At 62.6% G+C, this 23996-nt stretch carries 23 protein-coding genes and 2 pseudogenes; 9 read left to right on the forward strand and 16 right to left on the reverse strand.

Going from position 1 to position 23996, the window contains the following annotated elements; translation table 11 throughout:
- Window positions 1–9: 9 nt before the first annotated feature.
- The 3 genes from prs (at window position 10) to ACUTAG_RS31375 (ending at window position 3471) form a co-directional block, all read left to right on the forward strand.
- Window positions 10–882 (forward strand): ribose-phosphate diphosphokinase, encoded by an 873-nt coding sequence (gene prs, locus ACUTAG_RS31365; protein ID WP_148318790.1) that lies wholly within the window; start codon window positions 10–12, stop codon window positions 880–882.
- A gap of 22 nt (window positions 883–904) precedes the next feature.
- Complete coding sequence (locus tag ACUTAG_RS31370) at window positions 905–2599, forward strand: nicotinate phosphoribosyltransferase (RefSeq protein ID WP_148318788.1); 1695 nt, start codon at window positions 905–907, stop codon at window positions 2597–2599.
- 137 nt (window positions 2600–2736) lie between these two features.
- Window positions 2737–3471 (forward strand): SDR family oxidoreductase, encoded by a 735-nt coding sequence (locus ACUTAG_RS31375; RefSeq protein ID WP_148318786.1) that lies wholly within the window; start codon window positions 2737–2739, stop codon window positions 3469–3471.
- Here the strand turns inward: ACUTAG_RS31375 and ACUTAG_RS31380 are convergent.
- A complete protein-coding gene (locus tag ACUTAG_RS31380) occupies window positions 3406–4359 on the reverse strand; it encodes a LysR family transcriptional regulator (protein ID WP_148318785.1) in 954 nt (317 codons plus the stop codon). The genes ACUTAG_RS31375 and ACUTAG_RS31380 overlap by 66 nt on opposite strands.
- 273 nt (window positions 4360–4632) lie before the next feature.
- On the opposite strand from ACUTAG_RS31380, the gene ACUTAG_RS31385 reads away from it, so the two are divergent.
- Window positions 4633–5754 carry a hypothetical protein gene (locus ACUTAG_RS31385; protein WP_262352278.1) on the forward strand — a complete coding sequence of 374 codons (1122 nt, stop codon included), beginning with the start codon at window positions 4633–4635 and terminating at the stop codon, window positions 5752–5754.
- A 225-nt stretch (window positions 5755–5979) separates the two neighbouring features.
- Here ACUTAG_RS31385 and ACUTAG_RS31390 read toward each other — a convergent pair.
- Both ACUTAG_RS31390 and ACUTAG_RS31395 read right to left on the reverse strand, forming a co-directional pair.
- Window positions 5980–6432: pseudogene (locus ACUTAG_RS31390) on the reverse strand (RraA family protein); the annotation flags it as partial.
- Between the two features lie 119 nt (window positions 6433–6551).
- A complete protein-coding gene (locus ACUTAG_RS31395) occupies window positions 6552–6881 on the reverse strand; it encodes a hypothetical protein (protein ID WP_148318783.1) in 330 nt (109 codons plus the stop codon).
- A 571-nt stretch (window positions 6882–7452) separates the two neighbouring features.
- Here ACUTAG_RS31395 and ACUTAG_RS31400 point away from each other — a divergent pair.
- From ACUTAG_RS31400 to ACUTAG_RS31410, 3 genes are all read left to right on the forward strand, one after another.
- Window positions 7453–8010, forward strand: a complete 558-nt coding sequence (locus tag ACUTAG_RS31400) for a hypothetical protein (RefSeq protein WP_131726739.1) — start codon at window positions 7453–7455, stop codon at window positions 8008–8010.
- 589 nt (window positions 8011–8599) lie between these two features.
- A complete protein-coding gene (locus ACUTAG_RS31405) occupies window positions 8600–9538 on the forward strand; it encodes a hypothetical protein (protein WP_131726738.1) in 939 nt (312 codons plus the stop codon).
- 109 nt (window positions 9539–9647) lie between these two features.
- Window positions 9648–10640, forward strand: a complete 993-nt coding sequence (locus ACUTAG_RS31410) for a hypothetical protein (RefSeq protein ID WP_131726737.1) — start codon at window positions 9648–9650, stop codon at window positions 10638–10640.
- A 278-nt stretch (window positions 10641–10918) separates the two neighbouring features.
- On the opposite strand, the gene ACUTAG_RS31415 is transcribed toward ACUTAG_RS31410, so the two are convergent.
- From ACUTAG_RS31415 to ACUTAG_RS31435, 5 genes are all read right to left on the reverse strand, one after another.
- Window positions 10919–11470, reverse strand: coding sequence for a cytochrome b (locus ACUTAG_RS31415; RefSeq protein ID WP_148318781.1), 552 nt, complete (start codon window positions 11468–11470; stop codon window positions 10919–10921).
- A 25-nt stretch (window positions 11471–11495) separates the two neighbouring features.
- Window positions 11496–12476, reverse strand: coding sequence for a cation diffusion facilitator family transporter (locus ACUTAG_RS31420; RefSeq protein WP_148318779.1), 981 nt, complete (start codon window positions 12474–12476; stop codon window positions 11496–11498).
- 256 nt (window positions 12477–12732) lie between these two features.
- Window positions 12733–13302, reverse strand: coding sequence for a cysteine hydrolase family protein (locus ACUTAG_RS31425; RefSeq protein ID WP_054515105.1), 570 nt, complete (start codon window positions 13300–13302; stop codon window positions 12733–12735).
- 312 nt (window positions 13303–13614) lie between these two features.
- Window positions 13615–13980 (reverse strand): hypothetical protein, encoded by a 366-nt coding sequence (locus ACUTAG_RS31430; RefSeq protein WP_148318777.1) that lies wholly within the window; start codon window positions 13978–13980, stop codon window positions 13615–13617.
- A 140-nt stretch (window positions 13981–14120) separates the two neighbouring features.
- Window positions 14121–14783: a hypothetical protein gene (locus ACUTAG_RS31435; protein WP_262352277.1), complete on the reverse strand. Its 663-nt coding sequence runs from the start codon at window positions 14781–14783 to the stop codon at window positions 14121–14123.
- A gap of 308 nt (window positions 14784–15091) precedes the next feature.
- Here ACUTAG_RS31435 and ACUTAG_RS31440 point away from each other — a divergent pair, with 308 nt between their 5' ends.
- Window positions 15092–15772 (forward strand): hypothetical protein, encoded by a 681-nt coding sequence (locus ACUTAG_RS31440; protein ID WP_262352276.1) that lies wholly within the window; start codon window positions 15092–15094, stop codon window positions 15770–15772.
- A gap of 38 nt (window positions 15773–15810) precedes the next feature.
- On the opposite strand, the pseudogene ACUTAG_RS31445 reads toward ACUTAG_RS31440, so the two are convergent.
- Both ACUTAG_RS31445 and ACUTAG_RS31450 read right to left on the reverse strand, forming a co-directional pair.
- Window positions 15811–16083 (reverse strand): annotated as a pseudogene (locus tag ACUTAG_RS31445) (cation diffusion facilitator family transporter); the annotation flags it as partial.
- A 139-nt stretch (window positions 16084–16222) separates the two neighbouring features.
- Window positions 16223–17857, reverse strand: a complete 1635-nt coding sequence (locus tag ACUTAG_RS31450; RefSeq protein WP_148318772.1) for a methyl-accepting chemotaxis protein — start codon at window positions 17855–17857, stop codon at window positions 16223–16225.
- 299 nt (window positions 17858–18156) lie between these two features.
- Here ACUTAG_RS31450 and ACUTAG_RS31455 point away from each other — a divergent pair, with 299 nt between their 5' ends.
- A complete protein-coding gene (locus ACUTAG_RS31455; protein ID WP_006386276.1) occupies window positions 18157–18447 on the forward strand; it encodes a hypothetical protein in 291 nt (96 codons plus the stop codon).
- Window positions 18448–18555: 108 nt separating this feature from the next.
- On the opposite strand, the gene ACUTAG_RS31460 is transcribed toward ACUTAG_RS31455, so the two are convergent.
- The 6 genes from ACUTAG_RS31460 to ACUTAG_RS31485 form a co-directional block, all read right to left on the reverse strand.
- Window positions 18556–19380, reverse strand: coding sequence for a hypothetical protein (locus ACUTAG_RS31460; RefSeq protein ID WP_054472387.1), 825 nt, complete (start codon window positions 19378–19380; stop codon window positions 18556–18558).
- A gap of 71 nt (window positions 19381–19451) precedes the next feature.
- Window positions 19452–20060 (reverse strand): LON peptidase substrate-binding domain-containing protein, encoded by a 609-nt coding sequence (locus ACUTAG_RS31465; RefSeq protein WP_148318770.1) that lies wholly within the window; start codon window positions 20058–20060, stop codon window positions 19452–19454.
- A gap of 9 nt (window positions 20061–20069) precedes the next feature.
- On the reverse strand, window positions 20070–20477 hold the full coding sequence (locus ACUTAG_RS31470; protein ID WP_020927960.1) for a carboxymuconolactone decarboxylase family protein: 408 nt from the start codon (window positions 20475–20477) through the stop codon (window positions 20070–20072).
- 201 nt (window positions 20478–20678) lie between these two features.
- Entirely contained in the window at window positions 20679–22172 is a 1494-nt protein-coding gene (locus ACUTAG_RS31475) for a M81 family metallopeptidase (RefSeq protein ID WP_148318768.1), read from the reverse strand.
- Window positions 22169–22822 (reverse strand): ANTAR domain-containing response regulator, encoded by a 654-nt coding sequence (locus ACUTAG_RS31480; RefSeq protein ID WP_006386262.1) that lies wholly within the window; start codon window positions 22820–22822, stop codon window positions 22169–22171. The genes ACUTAG_RS31475 and ACUTAG_RS31480 overlap by 4 nt, the downstream gene beginning before the upstream one ends.
- 2 nt (window positions 22823–22824) lie before the next feature.
- Window positions 22825–23985, reverse strand: coding sequence for a transporter substrate-binding domain-containing protein (locus ACUTAG_RS31485; RefSeq protein ID WP_148318766.1), 1161 nt, complete (start codon window positions 23983–23985; stop codon window positions 22825–22827).
- Window positions 23986–23996: the final 11 nt, after the last annotated feature.

Below are 23996 nucleotides of genomic sequence, written 5' to 3' on the forward strand. Positions count from 1 at the left end.
GGCCAAATCATGTTCACCCTCACCGCGGTAGTAGAAGGACAACGCCACACCGATACGCCCAGCGCGTTCGTGTTCCCCGGCGGCGAAAGCCAGGTCACCGTGCCCGCTGCCTTGCAGGCCCGCGCCGACGCGGCCAGCGAATTCCGCATCCACGCCCTGCTGAAATCGGCCGACGACGTCATGCAACTGCTGATGCTGACCGACGCCCTGCGCCGCCTGAACCCGGCCGCGCCGGTGCACCTGGACATGCCCTACGTGCCCTACGCCCGCCAGGACCGCATCTGCAATCCCGGCGAGGCGCTGGGCGCGGCCGTGTTCTGCAAGCTGATCAACGACCAGCAATACGCCACCGTCAGCGTGGTCGAACCGCACAGCGACGTCACCCCCGCCCTGCTGCAACGCGTCCGCGTCATCGACGCCGCCGCCTTCCTGAAGAACGCGCTGGCCAACCCCGCCTTTGCCAACGGAGTCACCCTGATGGCGCCCGACGCCGGCGCCCGCAAGCGCGTGCAGGCCCTGGCCAAAAAGCTGGGCGTGGCCGACGTGCGCTACGCCGAAAAAGTCCGCGACCCGCAAACCGGCCGCATCACCGAAACCCGGGTGCCCGACGACATCCCCGCGCAACCGGTGCTGGTGGTGGACGACATCTGCGACGGCGGCCGCACCTTCCTGGAACTGGCCGCCGCCTTGCGCGACAAGACCGACCAGCCGCTCTACCTGTACGTCACCCACGGCATTTTCAGCAAGGGCCTGGCCGAGCTGAACGCCCGCTACGCCGGCCTGTACACCGCCTACGACTGGACCGCCGCCGAAGGCCCGGGCGCGCCCGTCATCGTCAACCCGATCGAAGCCGCCGACGCGCTCGCCACCGCGGCCAACTGAACATCAAGCAGGAGTCCACACCATGAATGCCCCCGCCCCCGTCGCCACCAAGAACGGCATCAACCCTTTGCTGCAAGCCGACTTCTACAAGACCGGCCACCCCTTCCAGTACCCCAAGGGCACCAACAGGATCCTGGCCAACTTCACCCCGCGCTCGGCCCGGCTGGCGCCGGTGCTGCCCGAACTGTTCGACAACAAGATCGTCTGGTTCGGCCTGCAAGGCTTCATCAAGGAAATCCTGATCGACCTGTTCAACCGCGAATTCTTCGGCAAGCCCGCCGGCGCGGCCGTGCGCCAGTACCAGCGCCGCGTCGACAACGCGCTGGGCAAGGGCGCGGTCACCGTCGATCACCTGCAGGCGCTGTACGAACTGGGCTATCTGCCGCTGGGGATCCGTTCCCTGCCCGAAGGCGCCCGCGTCGACATCCGCGTGCCGCCCGTCACCTTCGTCAACACCAGGCCGGAATTCGCCTGGCTGGTCACCTACATCGAAACGCTGTTCAGTTGCGAATCGTGGAAGCCGTCCACCGTGGCCACCATCGCCTTCGAATACCGCAAGCTCCTGACCTACTTCGCCCGCCTGACCGGCAGCCCGATGGACTTCGTCAACTGGCAAGGCCACGACTTCTCGATGCGCGGCATGGCCGGCCTGTACGACGCCCGCAAGAGCGGTGCCGGCCACCTGCTGTCGTTCACCGGCACCGACACCATTCCCGCCATCGACTACCTGGAAGACCTGTACGGCGCCGATTCCGACCGCGAACTGGTCGGCGGCTCGGTGCCCGCCACCGAACACTCGGTCATGTGCCTGGGCAGCAAGGAAGGCGAAATCGAAACCATCCGCCGCCTGGTCACGCAGGTCTATCCGGCCGGCATCGTGTCGGTGGTGTCCGACACCTGGGACTTCTGGCAAGTGGTCACCGACTTCGCCGCCGCGTTGAAGCCGGAGATCCTGGCGCGCCAGCCCGATCCCTTCGGCAACGCCAAGGTCGTGTTCCGCCCGGACTCCGGCGATCCCGTGAAGATCCTGACTGGCTACTTCTGCACCGACGTGCCCAGTGTGGAAGACGCCGCAGCCCTGGCCGCCGCCCGCCGCGACGGATTCGAAGCCGTGCGGGATATCGAGACTGGCCGCTACTGGCGCCTGGACGACGACGCCCGCGCCAGCCAGGCGCTGCGCGAGGCCGAAGTCAACGGCGCGGTGCAATGCCTGTGGGACATCTTCGGCGGCGTCGTGACCGACCGCGGCTACAAGCTGCTGGATCCGCACGTCGGCCTGATCTACGGCGACTCCATCACCCTGGCGCGCGGCCGCGACATCCTGGCGCGGCTGGAAAGAAAGGGTTTCGCGTCGGGCAACGTGGTCCTGGGCATCGGCTCCTACACCTATCAATACCTGACCCGCGACAGCTTCGGCTGGGCATTGAAGGCAACGTATGCCGAGGTCAATGGCGAACCGCAGGAACTGGTCAAGGACCCGGTCACCGACTCCGGCGTGAAGCGGTCGGCCAAGGGCTTGCTGCGGGTCGATGAGACAGCGACGGGGTATGTGTTGCGCGACCAGCAGACGCCGGAGCAGGCGGCTGGCGGCGCGCTGGTGCCGGTGTTCCGGGATGGGGTTCTGCTGGTGGAGCAGGATCTGGCGCAGATCCGGGAACGGTTGCAGGCGTCCTGGGTTTGTCCGGAGCCGGGGAGCATTGATTGGGGACGGCGTTGAAAGGATAGCCGGCGGCGCGTTCGCTGCGGCGCGCCGCATCGGCAATCCCGATACCCCCATCAAACATTCCTGCTGGCGACCCGCCCGGCGCCGCGCCACCATCGCGCCTTCCAGACACATTCATCAAGGAAGCAAGCATGGACAACAACCTGACGGGGCAGCGGGTCATGGTGGTGGGCGGCAGTTCGGGCATGGGCCTGGCCGTCAGCGCGCGGTTGATGCGGATGGGGTGCCAGGTGCTGATCGTGGGCCGGTCGCGCGACAAGCTCGACGCCGCGCGCGAGCCGCTGCGCCCCTTTGGCGAACCGCAACTGCACCCCGCAGACGTGACAGACGAAGCGCAGGTGCGGCGGCTTTTCGAGGAAGCCGGCGCGGTCGACCACCTGGTCTGCACCGCCGCCGACATCCGCGGCGCCTACGAGCTGCTGCCACAACTGGGCCTGGATGCGCTGGACCGCGCCATCCGCTCCAAGGTCGTCGCGCCCATTCTGCTGGCCAAGCATGGCGCGGCGCGCATGCCATCGCGCGGCTCCATCACCCTGACATCCGGCATCGCCGCCTATCGCCCCCGGCCCAAGGGCGTCGCGGTGGCGGCCATCAACGCCGCGCTCGAAGGCATCGTCCGCGCCATGGCGGTCGAACTGGCGCCGCTGCGCGTCAACGCCGTCTCGCCCGGCTGGGTGCGCACACCCATCTGGAACCACGTGGCCGGCGCCGACAGCGAAACGCTGCTGGCGGCGATGGCCGAACGGCTGCCGGTGGGCCGGGTGGGCGACGGCGACGACATCGCCGATGCCATCGTCTTTCTACTCGGCAACGGCTACACGACCGGCACCGTGCTGCATGTCGATGGCGGCCACCGGCTGGTCTGACGGAGCCGTCGCCAACCGGATCATCGCGATGAACGCCGCCACCTGGCGGGCCGGAGTCCGATGCGGGGTGAGCAAGCAGATGGGCAGCCCTTCCCCGCTGTCCGACAAGGGCTTCCACTCGACGCGCGGCGCCGCCCCGGCCGGCGCCAGCGCCATCCTCGGCAGGATCGACACCCCCAGGCCCGCGGCCACCATCTGGATCAAGGCCGGCACGCTGTCGGCCACACCGCGAATACGCGGCCGGGCGGGGCCGTGCTGCAACAAGGCGTCCAGGTACTGGCGGTAGCGGCAGCCTTCCATCGTGACAATCAGCGGCAGCGCCAACAGCGCGTCCGACGGGATGTCGGCCACCTGGCCGAGGGGATGGCCCGGCGGCAGCACCACCACCGGCATGTCCCTCGCAAGGACTTCCGTCCGCAGCTCGGCGCCATTGGCCGGCCACCCATGCACTAGCCCCAGGTCGGCCGTCCCATCGCGCACCGCCTGGGCCGTCGCGGAAGAGTTACGTTCCTGGACTTCGACCTGCATTGCGGGGTGCTGCTGCACAAAGCCCAGCCACTGCGGAATCAGCAGGCTGGTGCAAAGCGTAGGCGGCGCCGCCACGCGGATCGCGCCGGCCGTGCCGGCGACATCGTCGCGAACCTCGCGCAAGGCATCGTCGGCCATGGCAAGCAGTTCGCGGGCGCGGCAGGCCAGTCTTTCCCCGGCCGGCGTCAGCTGCAGGCGGTTGTTATGGCGGATAAACAGCGGCTGACCAACGGCCTCCTCGAGCGCCCTCACCTGTTCCGTCACGCTGGGCTGGGACAGGTGCACTCGCCTGGCGGCTTGCGTGAAACTCAACGTTTCCGCCGCCGCGACGAAGGTTTTCAGTTGTCGGAGTTGGAACATGGAGTATGCGAAGAAGGATCTGTAGCATCGACAGGCGGAACGCGGGTATGGATCGGTAACGTCATAATGCTCGTGAACACCAAGACCAACAACATCGCGTAGCGGATCTGACTCTAACAGTCGAGTCAGGCTGCGCTCCGCCCATTCTTTTCATCCGACGAAAACTTAACGTTCGGATAATCCTACCTATGCAAACTCGCGTGGCACCCGTGCCATGGCGGCCCCTGATGGGAAGCCAACTGGCCGGCATCCGTCCACCCGAGGAGAAACTGCATGATCAAGCGAAAGACTGGTGCCTTTCTGGCCTGGCGCGCCGCGCTGGCAGCCGTGTGCGCCGTCGCCGGCCTGCTGGGCCCAGCCGGGCACGCCTTGGGGCAAGAGGTCACGTCGGGATGCCAGTTCAACAGGAACCCATCACAAGGGTTCGACCCCACCAGAACCGGCGCCGACTCCTATTTGACCACTTTCACGCCATTGCAGATCAATCTGGATAAGACCATCCCCGTGGGAGAGGTCGTCTACGAAACCTCGCTTCCCGTGATCCCGTGGGTCTGCATCACGAACATTCCAGACCGTCTGCCCTACATGGGCTCGGGGGGATACATGCAAACGATGATAAAGGACCTGGCTTCGGCCGGGTTGAAACTCGTTTTGCAGATCAACAACTATCCCGAGTGGACGCCATCCAGTTCAACCACCGACAATCGACTCGTCCTTTCCGACGTGACTTACGCAGCGAAGTCACCTTCCGATCCCACCATGACGGCATCCGGCATCTTGCACGGCAAGCTGAAACTCGTCATGGTAACGCCCCCCAACAAGCCGACGAGAGCGTATATTCCCGCCATGGGAAACCTGGTCGTCCTAAGTTCCGGGGTTTCCACCATGAATGTCATCTCGATCGGGTCCAACAGCAGCACGACCATTGCGCTCATACCCAAATGCATCGCGAAAATATCCACGCCAGGCCCGATCAATCTGGGAAAAGCCTACGCCGTAAACCACCTTCCGCTACCGCCGCCCGTGGATTTCACAATCACTGCGGATTACGATGAGAGCTGCGATGGCGGCTTCCGGATCGTAGACCTGGGCAATTTGGTCGTGCCGCTTCAGTTAAGGTTTCAGCCGGAAGGTAATCAAGAACTGACGCCTGGCAACCAGGAAATCCTCCTGAAGAACAACGACGGCACACCCAACGGATTCGCGCTGGGAATCAACGAACTGGGCGTTCACCCCGTCATCTTCAACCAGTGGCAGGATTCCCGCCAGCCATCATTGACTACCAGCAAGCGGCCACTCCCGCTGCGATACTCGGCGCAATTGACGAAATCCGGAACGCCGCTGATAACGGGAGAATTCAGCCAGCAAGTCACCGTACAGGTTACCTTCCGATAAGAGGGGAAACGGCGTCACAGGTCGCCTGTTCCAAGACAAGAAGGTAGCGGGAAGCCACCGCACGAGAGCCAATGGCGCCGGCTCTTTATTACGCCAGGCATCTGTCCGCCCCCCGCGTCCAGGGCAAAACCCATGGGCCCAAGGGGCGGTACTGCCCAGGAGCGAATACGCCCAGCTTCAGGCATCACCATGTGTACTTCGCGCCGATCCGCCCCACATACTGGTGATCTCGCCCGGACCATCCTTGTACGGCCCCTTGTGCGACACCGCGCGCGCAAAGCAGCCGAACTGCCCCTGCGCGAACACATCCAGGTCACGCACCGCGCCGTCGATCACGAACCCGGCGATGCCGCGCCCCTGCGCGTCCATCATCATCAACTCGCCGACCAGCGCATTGCTGGTATCGCCAGCGCCATCGACCACGATCACATCGCCCGCGCCACCCAGCGAAATCGCCTTGTGGATCATCAGGTTATCGCCCGGCCGCGTCTTCACGGTCAGCGCCAGGCCGACCGTGCGCTGGTTGCCGGCGTGCAGCGGACGCAGCCCGCTGACGCCGTACAGGCGGTTCATGCAATCGCTGATCTGGGCCGAGCCGATAGCGGCAAAACCGGCCAGCACGTCAGCGGCGACGGCCGGCGCGGGCCGGGGAAGAATGCGGTATCCGATGGGATTCATAGCGAGGAATTTTCTTGAAGGCGTGAACGGCAATAAGCGAACACGCATTACAAGGCCTCGCGGGGCGATCCTCAAAACGATATAAATTCCCGGTTATGTAGGAATTATTTTCGTGGATGTTATTGGATCGAGGGGGGAGCGTTGTGGGTGGGGTTGGGGGCTTCCCTTTCGTCGTCCGGTCGCAGGGCCTGGTCGAGCATGGCTTCGGCCAGGGTGCCGAGGTGCTCGCAGAGGCTTTCGACGCCGCCCATCAGAGCGGTGATTGCCCAGGGGTCCAGCGGTGGGGAGCCGGTGGCGTCGGGTTCGGACGCGCTGTTGCCTACCATGCGGGCGATGGTCTGGATGGCGTAGCGGGTGCGGTCTAGTTGGTGCAGGTGGGATAGGGAGACGGGGCCGGATTCGCGGTCGGTGTCGATTTGCCAGGGGTTTTGGGTTAGGGGGTGCAGCATGGGGACTGCCTCCTATAGCGAGTAAAGAACCCGCCTCCCCGCTTCCAAACGAGGCGGGCGGGCACAAGACAGGGTTGGAAGACCGGAGCTATAGGACCCGGCGTGCGCAAGCGCACCCCCGCCCAGGCCCGCCCATAGGGACGTGCGTAGACGCTGGACATGAAAATGCCGCCTGAGCGGCGGCTGTCCCGCCTATAGCTTACCCGGCTTCCATTCCGGGACTACCGTTGGTGCGGTAGTGGGGGGAGTATACGGGAGGGAGTGGTGGAGTCAGAAATAGGCGGGACAATTCTGCCACTGCGATACGCACCGAGTCATATAGACTACCCCCTATAGGTCAGAAGCAAGCTTAGTCAAAATGACGGCTGCCGGGCTTAATGAGCAGGTCTTGCTGGGCCAATACATCACTGCCGATATGCCCTGCCCGATATAGAGAGAAGCAGCAAGTTACATCAGGATTTCTCTCCATCCACTATTCGGACAGTGGAGCGGTCTCGCCACCCGTTGCCACTTAACACCAGATGCAGTAACGTAATACGTATTACAAAAAATATCTAAACGGAACAAAAGAATGGCGACCAAGCGATCACAGAACAAGTGCCGTACCTGCAAATACACGTGGTATCCGAAGGGAAAGAATTTGTCGCTCAAGTGTCCCGGTTGCGGCGGATCGGACGTCGGATACGCTGGCATGGGGCTGTTCGGGCAGTTAGGCCTTGGCGCGCTCGTGATCGGCGGATTCCTAGTTTTCTCGGGCGGAGAGAAATCTGTTCCACCCCCAGGCCGGGACGTGAATGCGTCATCAGGACTCGCACCTTCAACACGGCTGGTGCCGCCCAACCCGCAGACATCGCCAACACCGCCGAACCGGGAGATTCAACGGGCACCGAATTTGACACTGGGGCCGGTGGAGTACCGCAACCCGGTTGCGGGTGTTGTCGTACAGCAAGGTATTGAAATGTCAGAAACGCCTACTGCTCTCCCAGCTTCCACCGGCGGTGTGATCCGAATTTATTCCTCAGAAGAAATTTCGGCACTGGAGAAAACCAAAGGGTATAGCGGCAATGATCCAATTGTGCGGCGTCGTCTTGGATTACCTTCCCGGGAAACGGGACAGCTCTTTCCTTGAGCCTAGTCCAGCGACCGTCTAGCCAATCGCCTGCGACTGTGGAGGTCGACGATCCACCGCAGGCAGCCATTGCACCGACGCGACTAACAGCTGGCTTTCATGTGAGAGAGCTGCAATTCTAAAATTAATGGCAAGTGCGAGTGGCATATCCTCCTGTCGGAATCACGAGTGATGCGTGGGGATCGAGTAAGCAATCACGAATGGCCGTTTTCGACCCATACGCGACATTTGCGGCGTTGCTACGCAATTTCCGGTCACAAACGCACAGCGGCCATGTCGTGGGTCAGCATTTCTCGGCATCGCCGGCTATGGTTACTGAGGACATGGACTTACTCTGCGCTTTGGGGTTCAGAGAAAATGTTACTGGCCATCTCGCGCATAATCGCCAGCGTACACCGTCGAGCTCCAGTCGATCACTTAAATTACCGTCCATGACTAACCGCTATATTACTTCCTGATCAAAACATTCTGCGGAAAGCGAAACTGCCGGATATGCTCGCTACAGCAAGCTAAACACTCCGCTACATTGGCATACCTAAACATCGTGCTACTCGATCCTCACAGAACACTCAGTACGGAGACGTTAGCTTTGAACAACAACGATACCAAGACGTTACGCGTCGACTATAACAATCAGTGGCCAGCAACGTTCAAGTTTCCAGTCGAACAAAGACTGCTCGAACATCTCAAAACGTTGAACAGAGCATCGCCGCTTGTTCCAGCCCATCTCCGGCACTCTGTCGACAACGATTTCCATATGATGCTGTCCGCGCTTCTGGACGCACTCGACATGCTACCTTTGAGACCTGATCGAGCATTTGAGTCCGTCTGGACTGCACTCGATGCTGAGATGTTTGATTTAGTAGAACGCTTGCGACCGCCAAACTCTCCGTCCCGGTTCCAGGTTCTTATGCAACATATTGAGCAGAAATCTGCTGGAAATACGAGCCTTGCCTCCATGACTGCATTTATGGACCAAGTTCCCATGCAAAGCTGCGAATATGTGGCTACGCGGATTCTCGAGGCGATGCATCAGCCCGGCGACCACTCAGATTTTTTTCTGAAGAAGGTTAAGCCAGCCATGGGTTCCGTGCTTTTAGATGCATTCGACAGTAAGTACGGGTCGCAATGGGTGGCTGCTGCCGATGGGCATAAGCGGGCTAGAATTCAGCGAAAGGCGGGCGCGTTCCTCAAGCTGGTGTTGACCGGGGCAGCGGTCAACATTGGTTCTCTGACAAATCACATTTTGCAGCCGGAGGAACGGCTTCGATTCTTTGTGTATGCGGTCCTTCCCAACGTGAGAAACGAGAGATTTCACGGTCTTAACTTCTCTTCTTACAGAAGCAGCGCGGCAAGAATGAAAACCTATGCAGCAGGTTATTTTCTCCTGCTGATTGCATACTTTCTGCTGCTGCACGTCTTCCTATATAGAGGCTTCAATGTAATTGACCCCGCTGAAGTCAACTCGTCAGTCCTTGCTAACACGCAACTCTACGCGGAGATTTTCGGGAGCTTTTCAGGAGACTGAGAAGTGTAGTGCTGCACATAGGAGAGAGCTCCTTGCCGCGCTCTATAGTCGAGTGTAGCAATCTAGATTTGCACTTCAGTGCTTCGCACCACGTTAGATTGGATCAGGCATGGATATTATTGCCATCTTGCGACAGAAGATTCACCTCCTTGATTCTGGGGAGCACTCGTCCGGACTTAAGGCAACGCTTTCTCACATTGAGACAGCATATCGGCACCTACTGCGGGGGCAAAAAGATGCGGACCAAACAGCATTCACCGATGCCGTTTACAGAACGAATCAAGCATTCGAGGGCGCCATCAAGGAAGCATATCGAGTCCTTACGAAGAAAAATCCAGATAATGTTCGCCCATATGACATTGAATCGCATTTCTCAAAATCCGAAAAATTCAGGCGACGTGTCTTAGATCAATTTACTAACTATAGAAAGGAATGGAGAAATCCATCGACTCACGACTACAAGCTGGATTTTAATGATAGCGAGGCGTTCCTTGCGATAGTCTCGGTTACCGCATTTTCTTGTCTACTTCTCGATGAAATAATCCAACAACTTGCGCACGACAAAGAAATTGCTGCAGTTCGAGAAATAGCAGAAAATGTAAGATGCGAGGTTGGTGCTGTCGATGCGGATCTATTAACGAAAGTTGGAGAAACGCTAAAAATTTATTTTCAGCGGCATACTAATGAACAAGTCGAGAAGGGTACGGCTGCTCAATGGCTCGGATCTGTTAGTGGATTTTTGGCTGCAATCATTCCAGACGCCACAATTACGGCCGATGCGCCGCTGGGAGCAGAAAAGCTCCATGTAACCGCCGATCTATTAGTTGAGCGTGGCAGTGAAAGGGTAATTGTTGAAATAAAGAACAGGATGAACATCCTGACTTATAAAAACGTTATTGATCAAGTGGAGCACTTGATGATCACATCCGGAATAAGTGATGGGGTGATATTCTTTCTTCCGACAATGATAAGTGCGGAAAAAATCCATGAGACCGAAAAAATTCTATTCGATGGAAATGGGCGGCTGCGCACAATTAGCCCAGTAGCAATTTCATACGGTGCTCAGAATGACTCCCGTCGGTCGCCGGACGTTTCGCAATAAAGCGTCCCAGCGCCAGTTAGCTTTACGGCGTGTGTTTGCTTTTCAAACCTACAGACGACTGCTATTGACTATACGGGAGACGTTCAAATGTGATGCCGACGTTTCCTACGAACGACGCTTTATGGCCGATTGCAGGCTTTCGTCGCCGTCTGCTTGGTCGGTCTCGATGCAACGTCCAGACTCTTCCCCGAACTTGGGAAAGTTGAAGGGAGCAGCGCCATCAATATCCCCTCGTGCTCCGAGGCATTTCGCGCGATGCCCCCCAACCCGAAACAACCTCACCGCCTCCCCGGCAACATCCGCACCAACGTGTTATCCCGAAACACATAGTGATGCAACAACGCCGCAGCAGCATGCAGCCCCACCAGGAAATACCCCACCGTAGCCAAGGTCTCGTGCAATTCCTTGACCTGATCCGCCAGGGCCTTGTCCGGGCTGACCAGCGCCGGAACCTCCAACCCAAACAACGGAATCGCCTTCCCCCCGGCGCTAAGCGTCAACCACCCCAAAATCGGCGTGACGATCATGAACGCATACAACGCGTAATGCATCACCCGTGAAAGCACATCCTGCCACCTCGGCATCGGCGGCCGCACGGCAGGCGCCGCACCCGAAGCCACCCGGATAACCACCCGCAAAACCACCAACCCGATGACACACAACCCCAGCGAGAAATGCAGCGCCTTGACGTTGTTGTACAGATCGGTGCCTTTGGTGGCCAGCCCGCGCAATTCCATACAGGCGTAGACCAATGCCAGGACCACGAGCATGAGCCAGTGCATGGTGATCACCAGGCCTGCATACTGAGTATCGGAGTTCTTGATTTTCATGTTTCTTCCTTGTCGTCAAAACGCGCTACGGACAGCCTGGTTCGATAATCGCCCTGCCCTCGGCGCCCTGCGTGGGCGCGTCGGGAGGTCTCCAGGGATCAACATGGGTCATCACGTTCAATACACGATGCCGCTGCATGACGCGTTGGCGCGCTTGCACGGCGATCTTGTGGCCTTCGTCGACAGTCAGCCCGGCGTCGATTTCCAGGTGAGCGTCAACGACGATCATATCCCCCATTTTCCGGGTGCGTAGATCGTGCACGCCTTGAATACCCGGGGTGTCCAGCAAGGTGCGCTGGATCGCGGCGGCTTCGCCTTCGTCGATGGCGCGGTCCAGCAGGTCGTGCAAGGCGTCCCAGCCGAAGCTCCAGCCCATTCGGGCCACCATGAAGCCCACGATGGCCGCGGCGATGGGGTCCAGTATCGGGTAGCCCAGCAGGTTGCCGATGATGCCCAGGCCCACCACCAGCGACGAGGCCGCGTCGGAGCGCGCATGCCAGGCGTTGGCCACCAGCATGCTGGACTTCACGCGCTTGGCCACGGCAAGCATGTAGCGAAACAAGGCCTCTTTGATGACCAGGGCGGCACAGGCCACCCACAGCGCGACGAGGTGGACCTGCGGGATCGCGTCGGGCTGCTCCAGCTTGGTCACGGCGGACCACAGCATGCCGCCGCCGACCAGCAGCAGCAAGACGCCCAGCGCCAGGGACGCCGCGGTCTCGTAGCGGTAATGGCCGTAGTGGTGGTCCGCGTCGGCTGCTTTCTGGCCATGGCGGTTTGCCAGCAGCACGATGAAGTCGGCGATCAGATCGGAAGAAGAATGAATACCGTCCGCGATCAGGCCCTGGGACTTGGAGAAAATGCCGATGATGATCTGGGCGGTGGCGAGCACCACGTTCACGCCCACGCTCACCCAGGTGCTGCGGGCGGCGGCGGCGGCGGCGCGTTCGGCCGGGCTGTGTTCATCGTCCTCCGGATCTTCCAGCGGAGGCGGAAAGGCTGTCATGGTTCGTGCTCCCGTTATTGCAATCTAGCCTTGCGGCGTTCGGGCTGGAGCATAAGCACCGAAACCTGAACGAATGATGAACGTGGAAATGCTGAACTCGAGAAGCCAAGCGTGATGCAGTGACCGCACCTGGCCACGTGGCTTGGCGGCTACCGATACCTGATGGAGAGCGGAAGAAAATCCGTGAGAGGAGCGTTGCGCCCGCTCACGGGGCAAGTGCAGATCAGCCGATCAACCTTGCAAATGCAAGTTCGCTTCAGCCAAGCGCGCTCAACAGCGCATCTGCGGTGACGACGGTGCAGTATTCGCCGTCCAGGTTGGCGAGCGACATGGCGTGAACATCTTCGGCGCTTCGCGCTGACCCATTCCAGTCTGTCCGAGCGAATGTGAAGCAACCGTCAGCCACGAGCCACACCTGGAAGCCAAGGTTGCCGGCCATGCGGACAGTTGCCTCGACTGAATTGTTCGTTATGACTCCCGCCACGACCAATGCGTCGAGGCCATTGTTGCGAAGCTTCTGTTCCAGATCGGTGCCGATAAACGCACTGTTCGTCTGCTTCGGAATGACCGGTTCTCCCCCTATGGGCGCGGTCTCCGGCTTGAATTCATGCCGGGGCTGGCCTGGGCGGTAGTAAGACGTGGGATCTGTGGAATCATGCCGGACGTGCCAGACCGGCCACCCATGGGCGCGCCAATAGGCGAGGAGCCGACCGACCTGGCGCTCCGCATCGGGGTTATTTCGCTCGCCCCAACTGGGATGATCAATCGCGCACTGCAAGTCGATCAGCAGAAGTACGGCACCGCGTGGGGAAAGTGGGGAACGCATGTGGACAGGCCGGAGATTTGCGAATCGATTGGATGGTCGAGACGGGGCCGAAAAGCCGGGCGAAACAGACGATACAGCACGACTACCGCGGCCGCGGCGCGACGTTGTCGAACAAACCCAGCGGCTTTGTGGAAAACGCCCAAAGTCTGCATCGGCTGCACCAGCGCCGCGAGGCAGCACTATCCCAAGTCGCGTTGGTTGGAAGTGGGCGGTGTGCTTTGACGCGCCCCGTCCCGCTACCCTGGCCAATATGTCGACTGCGCGTGGAGCAGGCCACGCTGAATTCTGCGTCCGCGCCGCGCGCCTTTACCTCTACAGGGTTGGCTGCGGAATCGGCGTGTCTTTCGGCAATGAGCCCTTAATGCGCGTCGGGCAATTCGAGATCCCCCACTTGGTCACGATGCCCTTTTCGATCATGAACTTCTCCACGCACACGTGATAGGCGGAAATGGGACCCCACATATCTTCGTACGAAATGATCTTTGCCCCGCTTTCAAGCGTATAGCTTTTTTTGGGCGGTCCCCACTTGGAGATCAATTGTTCTTCTGTGCTGCCGACCCAAGGCGCATTGACGTCGTTGTAGGTTTTATTCCGCTTGCCGGTCAGCATGTTCATCTGTGCCGACGTGCATCCCGCGAGCAAAGATGGCAGGACAATAAGCAGAGCCAGTTTTTTCATTGTGAGCAATACCACAAAGGTCGAGTATTCAGGGTTGAAGGCTTGATTTTCAAGGCGTCAATGTATCAGAAAGCTAGCCGCCCGACAGGACACATTTTCATGGCTGACACGGGCGGCCACGCTTGCTGTTGGCCCGCCATTCACCTGCCTGGCGCATCGCTCGCGGCCTTCCTGGCCGTCATTGTCACGGTAAAGAACTCACCACGCTTATCGTCCGACACACGGTCCAGTCGGTCACTTCCAAAATCGGTATGTTGCCCCCGCTCGAAGCGGGGGTAATACCCTTTCCAGAAATAGCGCGCCTGTGTGCCGCCATCGAACACTTTTTGAGCCGACAGTTCGGCCACGAAGCGCGTGTCGGCGGCATCCTCCCGCGCGCGCATTGCGACCCGTGCTTCGGTCAATGTCCAATGGCATACCCCGCGTCCATAATAGTCTTCGTCGAGCAGCATGTCGGCATATACGATACCCACGTACTCGGTGGCCGATATACGGGAAAGGCGGAACGATTCGTGGCTGGACATCGTCGGCACGTGACCGGACAGGGCGTTGGATTTCCCACAGCGTGCGGCGTTGCTGGCGTCGAACTGCACGGTGCCCTCCACCACGGTAAACGCCGATTTGCCGTCTGCGGCGCTTGCGAGATCCGATACATTGGCAAGGGTCAGCCGTATTTCATAGGCCTGCGCCGGGGCGGGGTTCAGCTTGCGCAGCGCTGGCTTGGGCGCCGTGGAGGTGGCGGCAACCTTGGACGGGGTATCGGCGTGGCCTGGCCCGCCACAGCCAGCGGCCAGCAGCGTCAAGGCGGATAATGCGAGGCGCAAGGCCGGCGCCGAGGGAAATCGAAAAGAGTGCGGCAAGTCGATGTTTCCTGTCTAGCTGTTGGAGTTTATTCAAAGACGAGCGAACGATTCGTCCATTATCGCTGCGCCGAGGACGGAATTATCGCATCGGCGAGATGAAGGCGTAGCGTTCTTGGCTTGTACGGCCATCCTCCTTGCCGAGGCATGGCGCTCTGAAAACAGCGATGCGTGGAAGAACCTGCATTGCTTCCAATCGCCCACGCGAAATCGGGTACGCTTTGATGCTGGAAAATTCTGGACTGCACGATATGTGGCAAAAGTTCTGCAAGGTGTCGCTGGTGGTGGGTTGGGCGCTTTGGTTGGCTGCCATGGCGTGGTTCACGGCGGGCATGCTGCGGTATGTGCCGTCCGCGGACGCGACGCTGACGCCGATCACCCTTACGCCGGGGCAGACGGCGCGCGCCGAGGTCTACCGCATCCGCGAAGCGCCACTATGGATGGAGGCGCGTTTCGGCGGCCCGATGGGCAGAAAGCGGCCCGAATTGGGAGAACACACGACGCGTTTGGGGGCGCCGGGCGCAGTCGCCGAACCAGGCGAGCCGGTGCGGATTCGTGTGCGCGATGGCGGGGACCTGGACGTAGTGATGGTTGCGGCTCCGCGCAGCAGCGCCAGCTCGACGCATTTCTACCGCAAGCTCTGGCCTGAAAGTCATATAGATGGCACGCTGCCGGAGACCACCCCGCCCTTTCCGAAGCTGGCAAAGGGGACTTCGCCGCTTACCTTCACGGTGGAAGAGGTCGGGCCGACGCTTCAGGGCGAGCAGATCGAACTGGAAATCAGCGCACCTATCGGCCTCAAGCGTACCGCGCCCGGCTGGAGCGATGTCTCCACCTTCATTTTTTGGCCCTTCATCGCCGCGATCCTGGGTATTTGGGCACTGGTGTGGGCGGGGCTGACGTGGTGGTATCGGCGCCGGGTCCGGCGGTAGCGTCTTTGTTGGCCCGAAAGTAATTCCGGAGAATGGCAATGGCCGTAGTGGTGGTCCGCGTCGGCTGCTTTCTGGCCATGGCGGTTGGCCAGCAGCACGATGAAGTCGGCGATCAGATCGGAAGAAGAATGAATACCGTCCGCGATCAGGCCCTGGGACTTGGAGAAAACACCGATGATGATCTGGGCGGTGGCGAGCACCACGTTGACGCCCACGCTCACCCAGGTGCTGCGGGCGGCGGCGGCGGCGCGTTCGGCCGGGCTGTGTTGATCGTCCTCCGGATCTTCCAGCGGAGGCGGAAAGGCGGTCATGGTTCGTGCTCCCGTTATTGCAATCTATCCTTGCGGCGTTCGGGCTGGAGCATAAGTATTGAAACCTGAACGGTTGATGAACGTGGATTGGCGGGCATTGCGCCCCGCCGATGGCCCGGCCCGTAATGAGACGTACTGATCAGGCCAACCTCAGCACACCACGCTCGCCTGGCTGGGCGACCACGGCCTCGCGTCGCGCGGCATCCTCGCTCAAGCGGAACACACCAACCGCCCTCACCAAGGCATGCGCCTGGTCCTGCATCGAGCCCGCCGCGGCCGCGGCTTCTTCGACCAGCGCGGCGTTCTGCTGGGTCACTTCGTCCATCTGCGACACGGCGCGGTTGACCTGCTCGATGCCGGAGGCCTGTTCCTGCGATGCCGCGGCGATCTCGCCCATGATGTCCGTCACGCGCTTGACCGAGGCGACCACCTCTTGCATGGTGGTGCCTGCGTTTTCCGCCTGGCCCGCGCCCTCGGCCACTTTGCTGACGGACGCTTCGATCAGCGTCTTGACCTCGCGCGCGGCCTGCGCGCTGCGTTGCGCCAGCGACCGCACCTCGCCCGCGACCACCGCGAAGCCCTTGCCCTGCTCGCCCGCCCGGGCCGCTTCCACGGCGGCGTTCAGCGCCAGGATGTTGGTCTGGAACGCGATCCCGTCGATGACCGAGACAATCTCGGAAATCTTGCGCGAGCTGGCGGAAATATCCCCCATCGTGCTGACCACCGCCGACACCACGGCGCCGCCGCGTTGGGCGACTTCGGAGGCGCTTGCCGCCAGTTGATTGGCCTGGCGCGCGTTGTCGGCGTTCTGCTTGACGGTCGACGCGAGTTCTTCCATCGATGCGGCGGTTTCTTCCAGCGACGCGGCCTGTTCTTCGGTCCGGCTGGACAAGTCCGCGTTGCCGGCCGCGATCTGCCCCGCTGCGCTGGAGATGGTTTCGGACCCGGCGCGAATGGTGCGAACCGCGCCGGCCAGCTTGTCCTGCATATCGTGCAGCGCGCGCAGCAGCCGGCCGGTTTCATCGCGGGTAACCGCGTGAATGGGCTGCCCCAGGTCGCCACGCGCCACGGTCTCGGCCACCGACACTGCCTGGGCAAGCGGCGCCGTGATCGACTTGGACACCCGCCACGCGAACAGGCCGCCCAGCACGACGGCCAGGCCCGACAGGATCAGGTTCAACATGCCCGCGTTGTCGATGACCTTCCGGCTGTCGGCGCCGGCGTCCACCATCTCTGCGGATTGAATCCGGGAGATCTCGATGACGCGGTCTTGCAGGCCATCCAGAAGCGGAAGGGTCTCTTCCAGCAAGCGCTGGCGAGCGGCGTCGCGCTCACCACGCTTGAGGAGTGCGCCCACGCCCTGGAATGACTTCACGTAGCGGCCGCGCACGTCTTCCAACAGCCGCAGTTTTTGACGTTCGTCTTCGGTGCGGAACAACGGCCGCAAGCTTTCCAGCGCCTGGTCGATCGTTTTCCGATTGGTGTCGATGCGAGCGAACAGCGTTTCGGCGGTGCGGGGATCGGTGTTGACGATCAGTTCGAGATTGGCGCGCGCATTGGCGCGCGTCGTCACGTCGATAATGTTGATGGCATTCGCTTTGGCCCAGGTCTGTTCGGTGATCGCTCGGTTGATGCCGCCGATGTGGGTCAGTTCGTATTGCGACAGGCCGGTAAGCGCCAGTAATAGCGTGAGTACGGTGCCGAAGCCCAGGGTCAGCCGGGTGCCAATGGAGAGGTTGCCAAACAGGTTGCCAATAGTGAAACGCGAGCGCATGGATTTGTATTACGACAAAGGGAAAACCCTAGTGTAAAAACCATGACATATATTGCAACGATCTTGTAATTGAAGTTTGCGATTTCGCATGGCAGGGGGAAATTTTTTGTGGCTGGCAGCGGCCTCGATACCTTGACGAAGTCAAGCGACTTGCCGCCTTTTTTTTCCAACGCCCCGTCCCGCACCGCCCGCACCTGCCCTGGCGGGGCGACGTTCTTAAGCTGATCGTGGCGACTGACACGGAGCAACGTAAAATGCCAGGCCTCCTGTCTCCACTTGCTTCCCCACTTGCTTTCCTTATGAACCTTGACCGACTGCGCCGCGAATTTCCCGACTACGACATCGCCACCCTGCCGACGCTGCCCGAAGGGTATGTCGATGCGTCGAGCTACATCGATGCCGCTCCTTCATTCGAGAACGAGGAACGCGGCTTGAAGGTGTATATCGACTACGCCGAGTATGCCGATCGCGAATCCGGCAGAAGCCAGCGCTTCTGTGTCTCGCGCTACGACGAGGAAGCCGGCGACTACGAGGACGTCGCCCTGTCGACCAACGATTGGGCCGAAGTCATCCGCTTCCTGACCGCCTGAACGCTCTCGCCGGGGGGGATTGGTTTACGAGTCGATCTTGATGCCATCCCGCAAAATCGCCAGCCTTTGCAACCAGCGCTGCGAGTTGCAGGGAACCAGCAAATCCCGTCAGTCGTCCCCTGCCCCCGCCGATGCATTCCTGGCCTCGGCCAGCGCCACCGTCAGATGCATCACCTTCTTCTTCAACTGATCCCGCTCATCCGTCAGCCGCGCCAGCAACTCCCGTAGCCGCGCCACCTCCGCCGGCAAATCCGCGATATTCTCGATCGGGATATCCGGCACCGCCTCTTTCGGCGGCGGCGCCTTGGCCTGGCGCACTTCGCGCGCCGCCTGCTGCAGTTCCTTCCTGCCGCCAGCCACCGCCGCGGCCTGCCGCTCCGGGGGCAAGGTGGCCACCGCCGCCGCAGCGTTGATGGAAATCGCCCCATCCTTCACCGCCCGCACCAGCTCCGGCGCGGCGGCTTTCTGGATTTTCTCGATCTGCCCCAGCGTGTTGCTGCTGATGCGCGCCTCGCGCGCCAGCGCCTGGCGGCTCAATGCAGCCGCGGGCGGGATGGGCGGCGGTTCGGGCGGCGGCGTGGTGCCGTCGTCTTCCCATGGCGGCACGCTGCGCGATTGCAGGATTTCCTTCTTGCGCAGCGCCAGCACCCCGCGCTGGAAATCCGATACGCTGCGCCGGCCCAGGTGGTTTTCGATCATCCACAGATGCACGTCGTCCATCGACTTGAACGAGGTGTTCTGGCGCGTTTCGAACGGAATGCCGTGCTTCATGCACAGCGCGTAGCGGTTGTGGCCGTCGATCAGCAGGTCGCCCCACAGCACCAGCGCGTCGCGGCAGCCTTCGGCCAGCAGGCTGCGTTCGAGCGCCTCGCGCTCGTCGTCGGTCAAGGGGTCAATATAGGCGCGCAGGCCTTCGTCAATCCTGATATCCATGGTGTCCAAAAAACAGTTCAAGCCCGACTCGCGTTGCCCTGCTCCGCCAAAGCAGCGCCGCCTGTGGCTGGCTAGGCCTGCGGCCCTTCCAGCGCGATGCGCACGGCTTCCAGACGAGCGCGCGGGTCCGTCAGCGCCAGCAGCCGGACCTTCTCGGCCGCCGGCAGCGGCAGCAGTTCGCACCAGCGGTCAGCCGCCCAGGCGCATTCATCCAGGCGGTACGGCGGCGCCACCGGCATGCGGTCGGCGGGCACGCCTTCCTGCTGCCATTGCGCCACCAACCTCCCCAGCGCGTCGGCGCAGGGTTGCAGCGGCGCCGGTACGGGCAGCGGCGGGTCGTCGGGGATGGGTTTGATTTCGCCCATCCAAAGACCGTATTTTGCCAGTTGGCTGGAAACCAGCCGGAAGCGGCTCGTTCCCACGCAGCGCAATTGCAGCAAGGCGGGCATGGGCGCGTCCCAGGCGTCGATGCGGGCCAGCGTGCCGACGTCGGCCAGGACCTCCTGGCCTTCGGGCGACCGGACCTCGTTGCCGGCCAGCAGCGCGACCACGCCGAACTCGGTGCCGTCGGCGATGCAGCGGCGGATCATGTCCAGGTAGCGCACTTCGAAGATGCGCAGGTGCAGCACGCCGGCGGGGAACAGCGCGTTGGACAGCGGGAACAGCGGAATGGTCGCCATGGCGGTGCCCTACTTCACGGTGAAGGCGTCGTCGACCGGCACCTGCATGGCGGTGACCAGCGCGTTGGTCTGGGCGGCCATGCCGATGACGGCGAGCAGTTCGGCGTGCTGGCCGTCGGTCATGCCCTTGGCGCGGGCGGCGGCGGTGTGGGAATGGATGCAGTAGCTGCAACCGTTGGCGGTGGACACCGCGATGTAGATCATCTCGCGCACCAGGGGCGGGATTTCTCCATCGGCCATCATGACCTGCTTGAGCTGTTCCCAGACGCGCTTGAGCTGCGGCGGGTCGTTGGCCAGGGCGCGCCAGAAGTTGTTGACGAAATCGGACTTGCGGGTGGCGCGGATGTCTTCGAACACCGCCCACGCCTCGGGGATCTTGCGCGCTTCTTCATCCGACAACAGATGCACCGTAGCCATATGCCGCTCCAACAGGTAAGGCCGGGCAGCGACGTGCCGCCCGCGCAATGTCCCATTGAACTGGAAAGCCCGGCGCGGTTCAAGGCGCGGGCCGATCGCCGCAACGCGCCTGGAATGTCCCCGCGTCCACCTCATGGCATCGCCTGCGCCGGTCTTCCGGCGACATCCATGCCCGCCCTTGCCGCGACATCGGCCCGGCCCTCACGGCGACATGTGCGCCGGCTTGAACGGTTCGAGCGGATAGCGCGGCCGGTTGCGCCGCTGGTACGGGAACAGCGAAAAGTCCGAACTGGTGACGCCCGGGCTGTCGCATTCGACCAGGGCGCACGAGATCGGCACGAACACCGGGCGGCAGTACATGCGCGATTTGACCAGGATGAAGCGGGCCTCGCGCGGGTCAATGCCCAGGCTTTCGAAGACGCCCAGGTCCCAGGGTTCGTGGGTGCGTTCGGTGATGACCAGTTGCGCGGCGCCGATGTCGAGCACGGCGCTGCGGCCCATGCAGGCGGTCTGGCCGGTGTAGGTGGGGCCGGTGATGACGTAGCTGCCGTCGGTGATGGCGCGCACGGTGCCCGTCAGCGTGACCGGCGCGGCGGGGCGGCCGATGGCGGGGATGGGCCGTTTGTTGCCCACGGGGAGTTCCACCTGGGCGCCCTGCCCGGCCGCGATCATGGCGGCGACGGCTTCGGGGTCGCAGTACAGGCCGGCGACGATGCCGGTCAGGCCGGCGTCGACGGCGGCCATCAGCACGTCCATGGTGTCGCAGGTGCCGCCGGACATGCAGTTGTCGCCGTGGTCCAGCAGCAGCACGGGGCGGTCGGCGCCGCGCGCCAGGGCGACGGCGCGGTCTAGCGAGGCGGCCAGGGGTTCGGCTTCGTAGACGAAGCCATCGCGGTCGTCCCAGATGGCGGCGGCCAGGCCGGCCGCGACGCGGTCGGCAGCCTCGGCGTCGCCGGCGGCGACCACGATGACGCTCAGGCACGGGTCGGGGATGTCGGCCAGGGCGAAGCCGGCCAGCACCGACACGCCCAGCATGCCGCCGGCCTCGGCGCCGCGCGCGGCCTGCACGGCGCGGCGCATGGGGCCTTCGGTGGTGTTGCTGCGCAGGGTGTGGGTCATGAGCGGCAGGCGGCGCCAGGCCATGCGCGGGCGCGGGCCGCCGGCCAGCCAGTCGAACAGGATGCGGCCGGCGTGTTCGCCGGTTTCGTACATGTCGACGTGCGGGTAGGTCTTGAAGCTGACGATGACGTCGGCGTTGTCGATCATTTTTTGCGTGACGTTGCCGTGCAGGTCCAGGGCGACGGCGATCGGCACGCCCGGGGCCTGCTGGCGCAGGCGTTCGAGCAGATCGCCTTCGCCGTCGTCGGTGGTTTCGACGGCCATGGCGCCGTGCAGGTCCAGCAGCAGCGCGTCGCAGCCGACGGCGGCGGCGACGATGCGGTCGCATAGTTCACGATAGGCCTGGCCGTCGACGCGGCCGCTGGGGTAAGCGGTGGCGGACACGGGCGTGACCAGCGTGGCGCCCCGCGCCTCGGCCAGGTCGATGAATGCCGACATGGCGGTGCGCTTGCCGTGGTTCTCGTCGTAGGCGGCGCGGTCGTAGGTCGGGCCGTCGTTGCCGAAGGCGGACAGCGGCGTGGGCACCGGCGAAAAGGTGTTGGTCTCGTGGTTCATGCGGGCGATCATGACTTTCATGCCTTGCCTCCGTTGTTGCTGTTGTTCTGCGGGTCGGGGCGCGCGCCGCCCAGGCCCAGTTTTTCCATGGCTTCGCTGGCCTCGACGATCATGGCGGCGACCTCGGCCACGCTGACCCGCAGGCCGGTGGCGCGGGTTCGCATATGTTCGTAGGCGGCGCGTTCGTCCAGGCGCTGGTGGTCCATCAGCACGCGGATCGCCTTTTCGATCACGCGGCGCGCCTTGATGGTGCTTTCCAGCTTGTCGATCTTGTTCTGCTGGCGGTTCTGGAACTGCTTGGCCGAGCGCGCCAGCACCAGGGTGCTGAGGATGCCTGCCGAGCGGAACGGCCGCGTCAGCACGCCGTGGGCGTTGGTCTTGAGCAGTTGCTTCAAGGTGGTCGGGGTTTCGTATTCGGACAGCGCGATGAGGGTGGCGTCGACCTCGCTGGCGGACCAGGCGAACGGGTTCTGGCCGCATTGCGAGACCTGGAAGAACACCACGTCGGCGCCGGCGGGCGGCTTGTCGGGGAACGGCCACACCAGGTGGATGCGGCAGCCGATGCGCTTGAGCTGCTCGACCAGCAGGTCGCGGTCTTCGCCGGGCGGATAGGCCACGGCGACGGCCACGCTGCGCAGGTCTTCGTAAAGGCGGCGGAGGCTATGGTCCATGCTCACACCAGCCAGAATTCGTCCAGGCCGAAGCCCGTCAGGTACGGGTCCGGCTTTACCGGTTCGCCGCTGGCCCAGACGATGTCGAAGCGGCCGTCGGCGCGGCAGACGCCGATGCGCGGGGTCAGGACGCTGTGGTTGTTCTCGGCCAGAATGGTCAGGCGGCCGCCGGGCGCGTCGAAGCCCACCTGGTGCACCGCCTGCGCCAGCTTGCGCGTGTCCAGGCTGCCGGCGCGCTGCAGGGCGCGCGCGAACAGGTGCACCTGGCTGTAGCAGGCCTCGGCGTAGACGCTGGCGGGCCGCTCGCCGAAGCGGGCGCGCCAGCGTTCCAGGAAGTGGGCGTTGGCGGGCGAGTCGACGGTGTTGAAGTAGGTGGCGGCGGTGATGTGGCCGGCGCACAGGCCGGGGCCGATTTCGGCCACCTCGGATTCGGCCATGGTGAGGCTGGCGATGGGGATGTGCGGCGCGCCCGGGTCGGCCTCGCAGGCGGCGTGGTAGCGGCGGTAGAAGCGCTGGGCATCGTCGCCGATCAGGGTCGAGAACACCACGTCGGGCTTGATGCGGCGGATGTCGCGCACCACGTCGATGATGTCGCTTTCGTCGCAGCCCAGCGGCAGGTAGGTTTCGTCCAGGATTTCGCCGCCGTGTTCCTCGACGGTGTCGCGCATGATGCGGTTGGTTTCGCGCGGGTAGATGTAGTCGGCGCCGACCAGGAAGATGCGCTTGCCGCAGTGCTGGATCAGGTAGGCGGCCAGCTGCATGCTGCCCTGGTTGGGCGCGGCGCCGGTGTAGATGATGTTGGGCGAATACTCGAAGCCTTCGTAGACCGAGGCATACCAGAGCAGCGCGTTGTTGCGTTCGATCACCGGCAGCATGGCCTTGCGGCAGTGCGAGGTGCAACCGCCGAAGATCACGTTGACCTCGTCGTCCAGCAACAGGCGCGCGGCCAGGCGGCGGTATTCCTCGGCGTCGCTGCGCGGGTCGTAGACCACCGGTTCCAGCGGGCGGCCAAGCACGCCGCCGAGCGCGTTGATTTCCTCGACCGCCAGCACGGTGCCGAAGAAATGCTGCGATTCGGTGGTGCCGGTCACGCCGCTGCGGGAGTACAGCACGCCGATGCGCCATCCCGGCGTGGCGGCGTCCCTGTCAGTGCGGGCAGTCATAAGCGCATCCT

The organism is Achromobacter sp. CSND-B12, from assembly GCF_052906545.1.

What these genes read in the sequence shown, in the direction of transcription:
- ACUTAG_RS31425 (WP_054515105.1), bottom strand. Translation starts at nt 13,302, where the DNA reads ATGCGTTCCCCACTTTCCCCACGCGGTGCCGTACTTCTGCTGATCGAC.
- ACUTAG_RS31465 (WP_148318770.1), bottom strand. Translation starts at nt 20,060, where the DNA reads ATGGCGACCATTCCGCTGTTCCCGCTGTCCAACGCGCTGTTCCCCGCC.
- ACUTAG_RS31410 (WP_131726737.1), top strand. Translation starts at nt 9,648, where the DNA reads ATGGATATTATTGCCATCTTGCGACAGAAGATTCACCTCCTTGATTCT.
- ACUTAG_RS31470 (WP_020927960.1), bottom strand. Translation starts at nt 20,477, where the DNA reads ATGGCTACGGTGCATCTGTTGTCGGATGAAGAAGCGCGCAAGATCCCC.
- ACUTAG_RS31455 (WP_006386276.1), top strand. Translation starts at nt 18,157, where the DNA reads ATGAACCTTGACCGACTGCGCCGCGAATTTCCCGACTACGACATCGCC.
- ACUTAG_RS31460 (WP_054472387.1), bottom strand. Translation starts at nt 19,380, where the DNA reads ATGGATATCAGGATTGACGAAGGCCTGCGCGCCTATATTGACCCCTTG.
- ACUTAG_RS31430 (WP_148318777.1), bottom strand. Translation starts at nt 13,980, where the DNA reads ATGAAAAAACTGGCTCTGCTTATTGTCCTGCCATCTTTGCTCGCGGGA.
- ACUTAG_RS31450 (WP_148318772.1), bottom strand. Translation starts at nt 17,857, where the DNA reads ATGCGCTCGCGTTTCACTATTGGCAACCTGTTTGGCAACCTCTCCATT.
- ACUTAG_RS31485 (WP_148318766.1), bottom strand. Translation starts at nt 23,985, where the DNA reads ATGACTGCCCGCACTGACAGGGACGCCGCCACGCCGGGATGGCGCATC.
- prs (WP_148318790.1), top strand. Translation starts at nt 10, where the DNA reads ATGTTCACCCTCACCGCGGTAGTAGAAGGACAACGCCACACCGATACG.
- ACUTAG_RS31380 (WP_148318785.1), bottom strand. Translation starts at nt 4,359, where the DNA reads ATGTTCCAACTCCGACAACTGAAAACCTTCGTCGCGGCGGCGGAAACG.
- ACUTAG_RS31395 (WP_148318783.1), bottom strand. Translation starts at nt 6,881, where the DNA reads ATGCTGCACCCCCTAACCCAAAACCCCTGGCAAATCGACACCGACCGC.
- ACUTAG_RS31420 (WP_148318779.1), bottom strand. Translation starts at nt 12,476, where the DNA reads ATGACAGCCTTTCCGCCTCCGCTGGAAGATCCGGAGGACGATGAACAC.
- ACUTAG_RS31475 (WP_148318768.1), bottom strand. Translation starts at nt 22,172, where the DNA reads ATGAAAGTCATGATCGCCCGCATGAACCACGAGACCAACACCTTTTCG.
- ACUTAG_RS31400 (WP_131726739.1), top strand. Translation starts at nt 7,453, where the DNA reads ATGGCGACCAAGCGATCACAGAACAAGTGCCGTACCTGCAAATACACG.
- ACUTAG_RS31385 (WP_262352278.1), top strand. Translation starts at nt 4,633, where the DNA reads ATGATCAAGCGAAAGACTGGTGCCTTTCTGGCCTGGCGCGCCGCGCTG.
- ACUTAG_RS31440 (WP_262352276.1), top strand. Translation starts at nt 15,092, where the DNA reads ATGTGGCAAAAGTTCTGCAAGGTGTCGCTGGTGGTGGGTTGGGCGCTT.
- ACUTAG_RS31480 (WP_006386262.1), bottom strand. Translation starts at nt 22,822, where the DNA reads ATGGACCATAGCCTCCGCCGCCTTTACGAAGACCTGCGCAGCGTGGCC.
- ACUTAG_RS31370 (WP_148318788.1), top strand. Translation starts at nt 905, where the DNA reads ATGAATGCCCCCGCCCCCGTCGCCACCAAGAACGGCATCAACCCTTTG.
- ACUTAG_RS31415 (WP_148318781.1), bottom strand. Translation starts at nt 11,470, where the DNA reads ATGAAAATCAAGAACTCCGATACTCAGTATGCAGGCCTGGTGATCACC.
- ACUTAG_RS31375 (WP_148318786.1), top strand. Translation starts at nt 2,737, where the DNA reads ATGGACAACAACCTGACGGGGCAGCGGGTCATGGTGGTGGGCGGCAGT.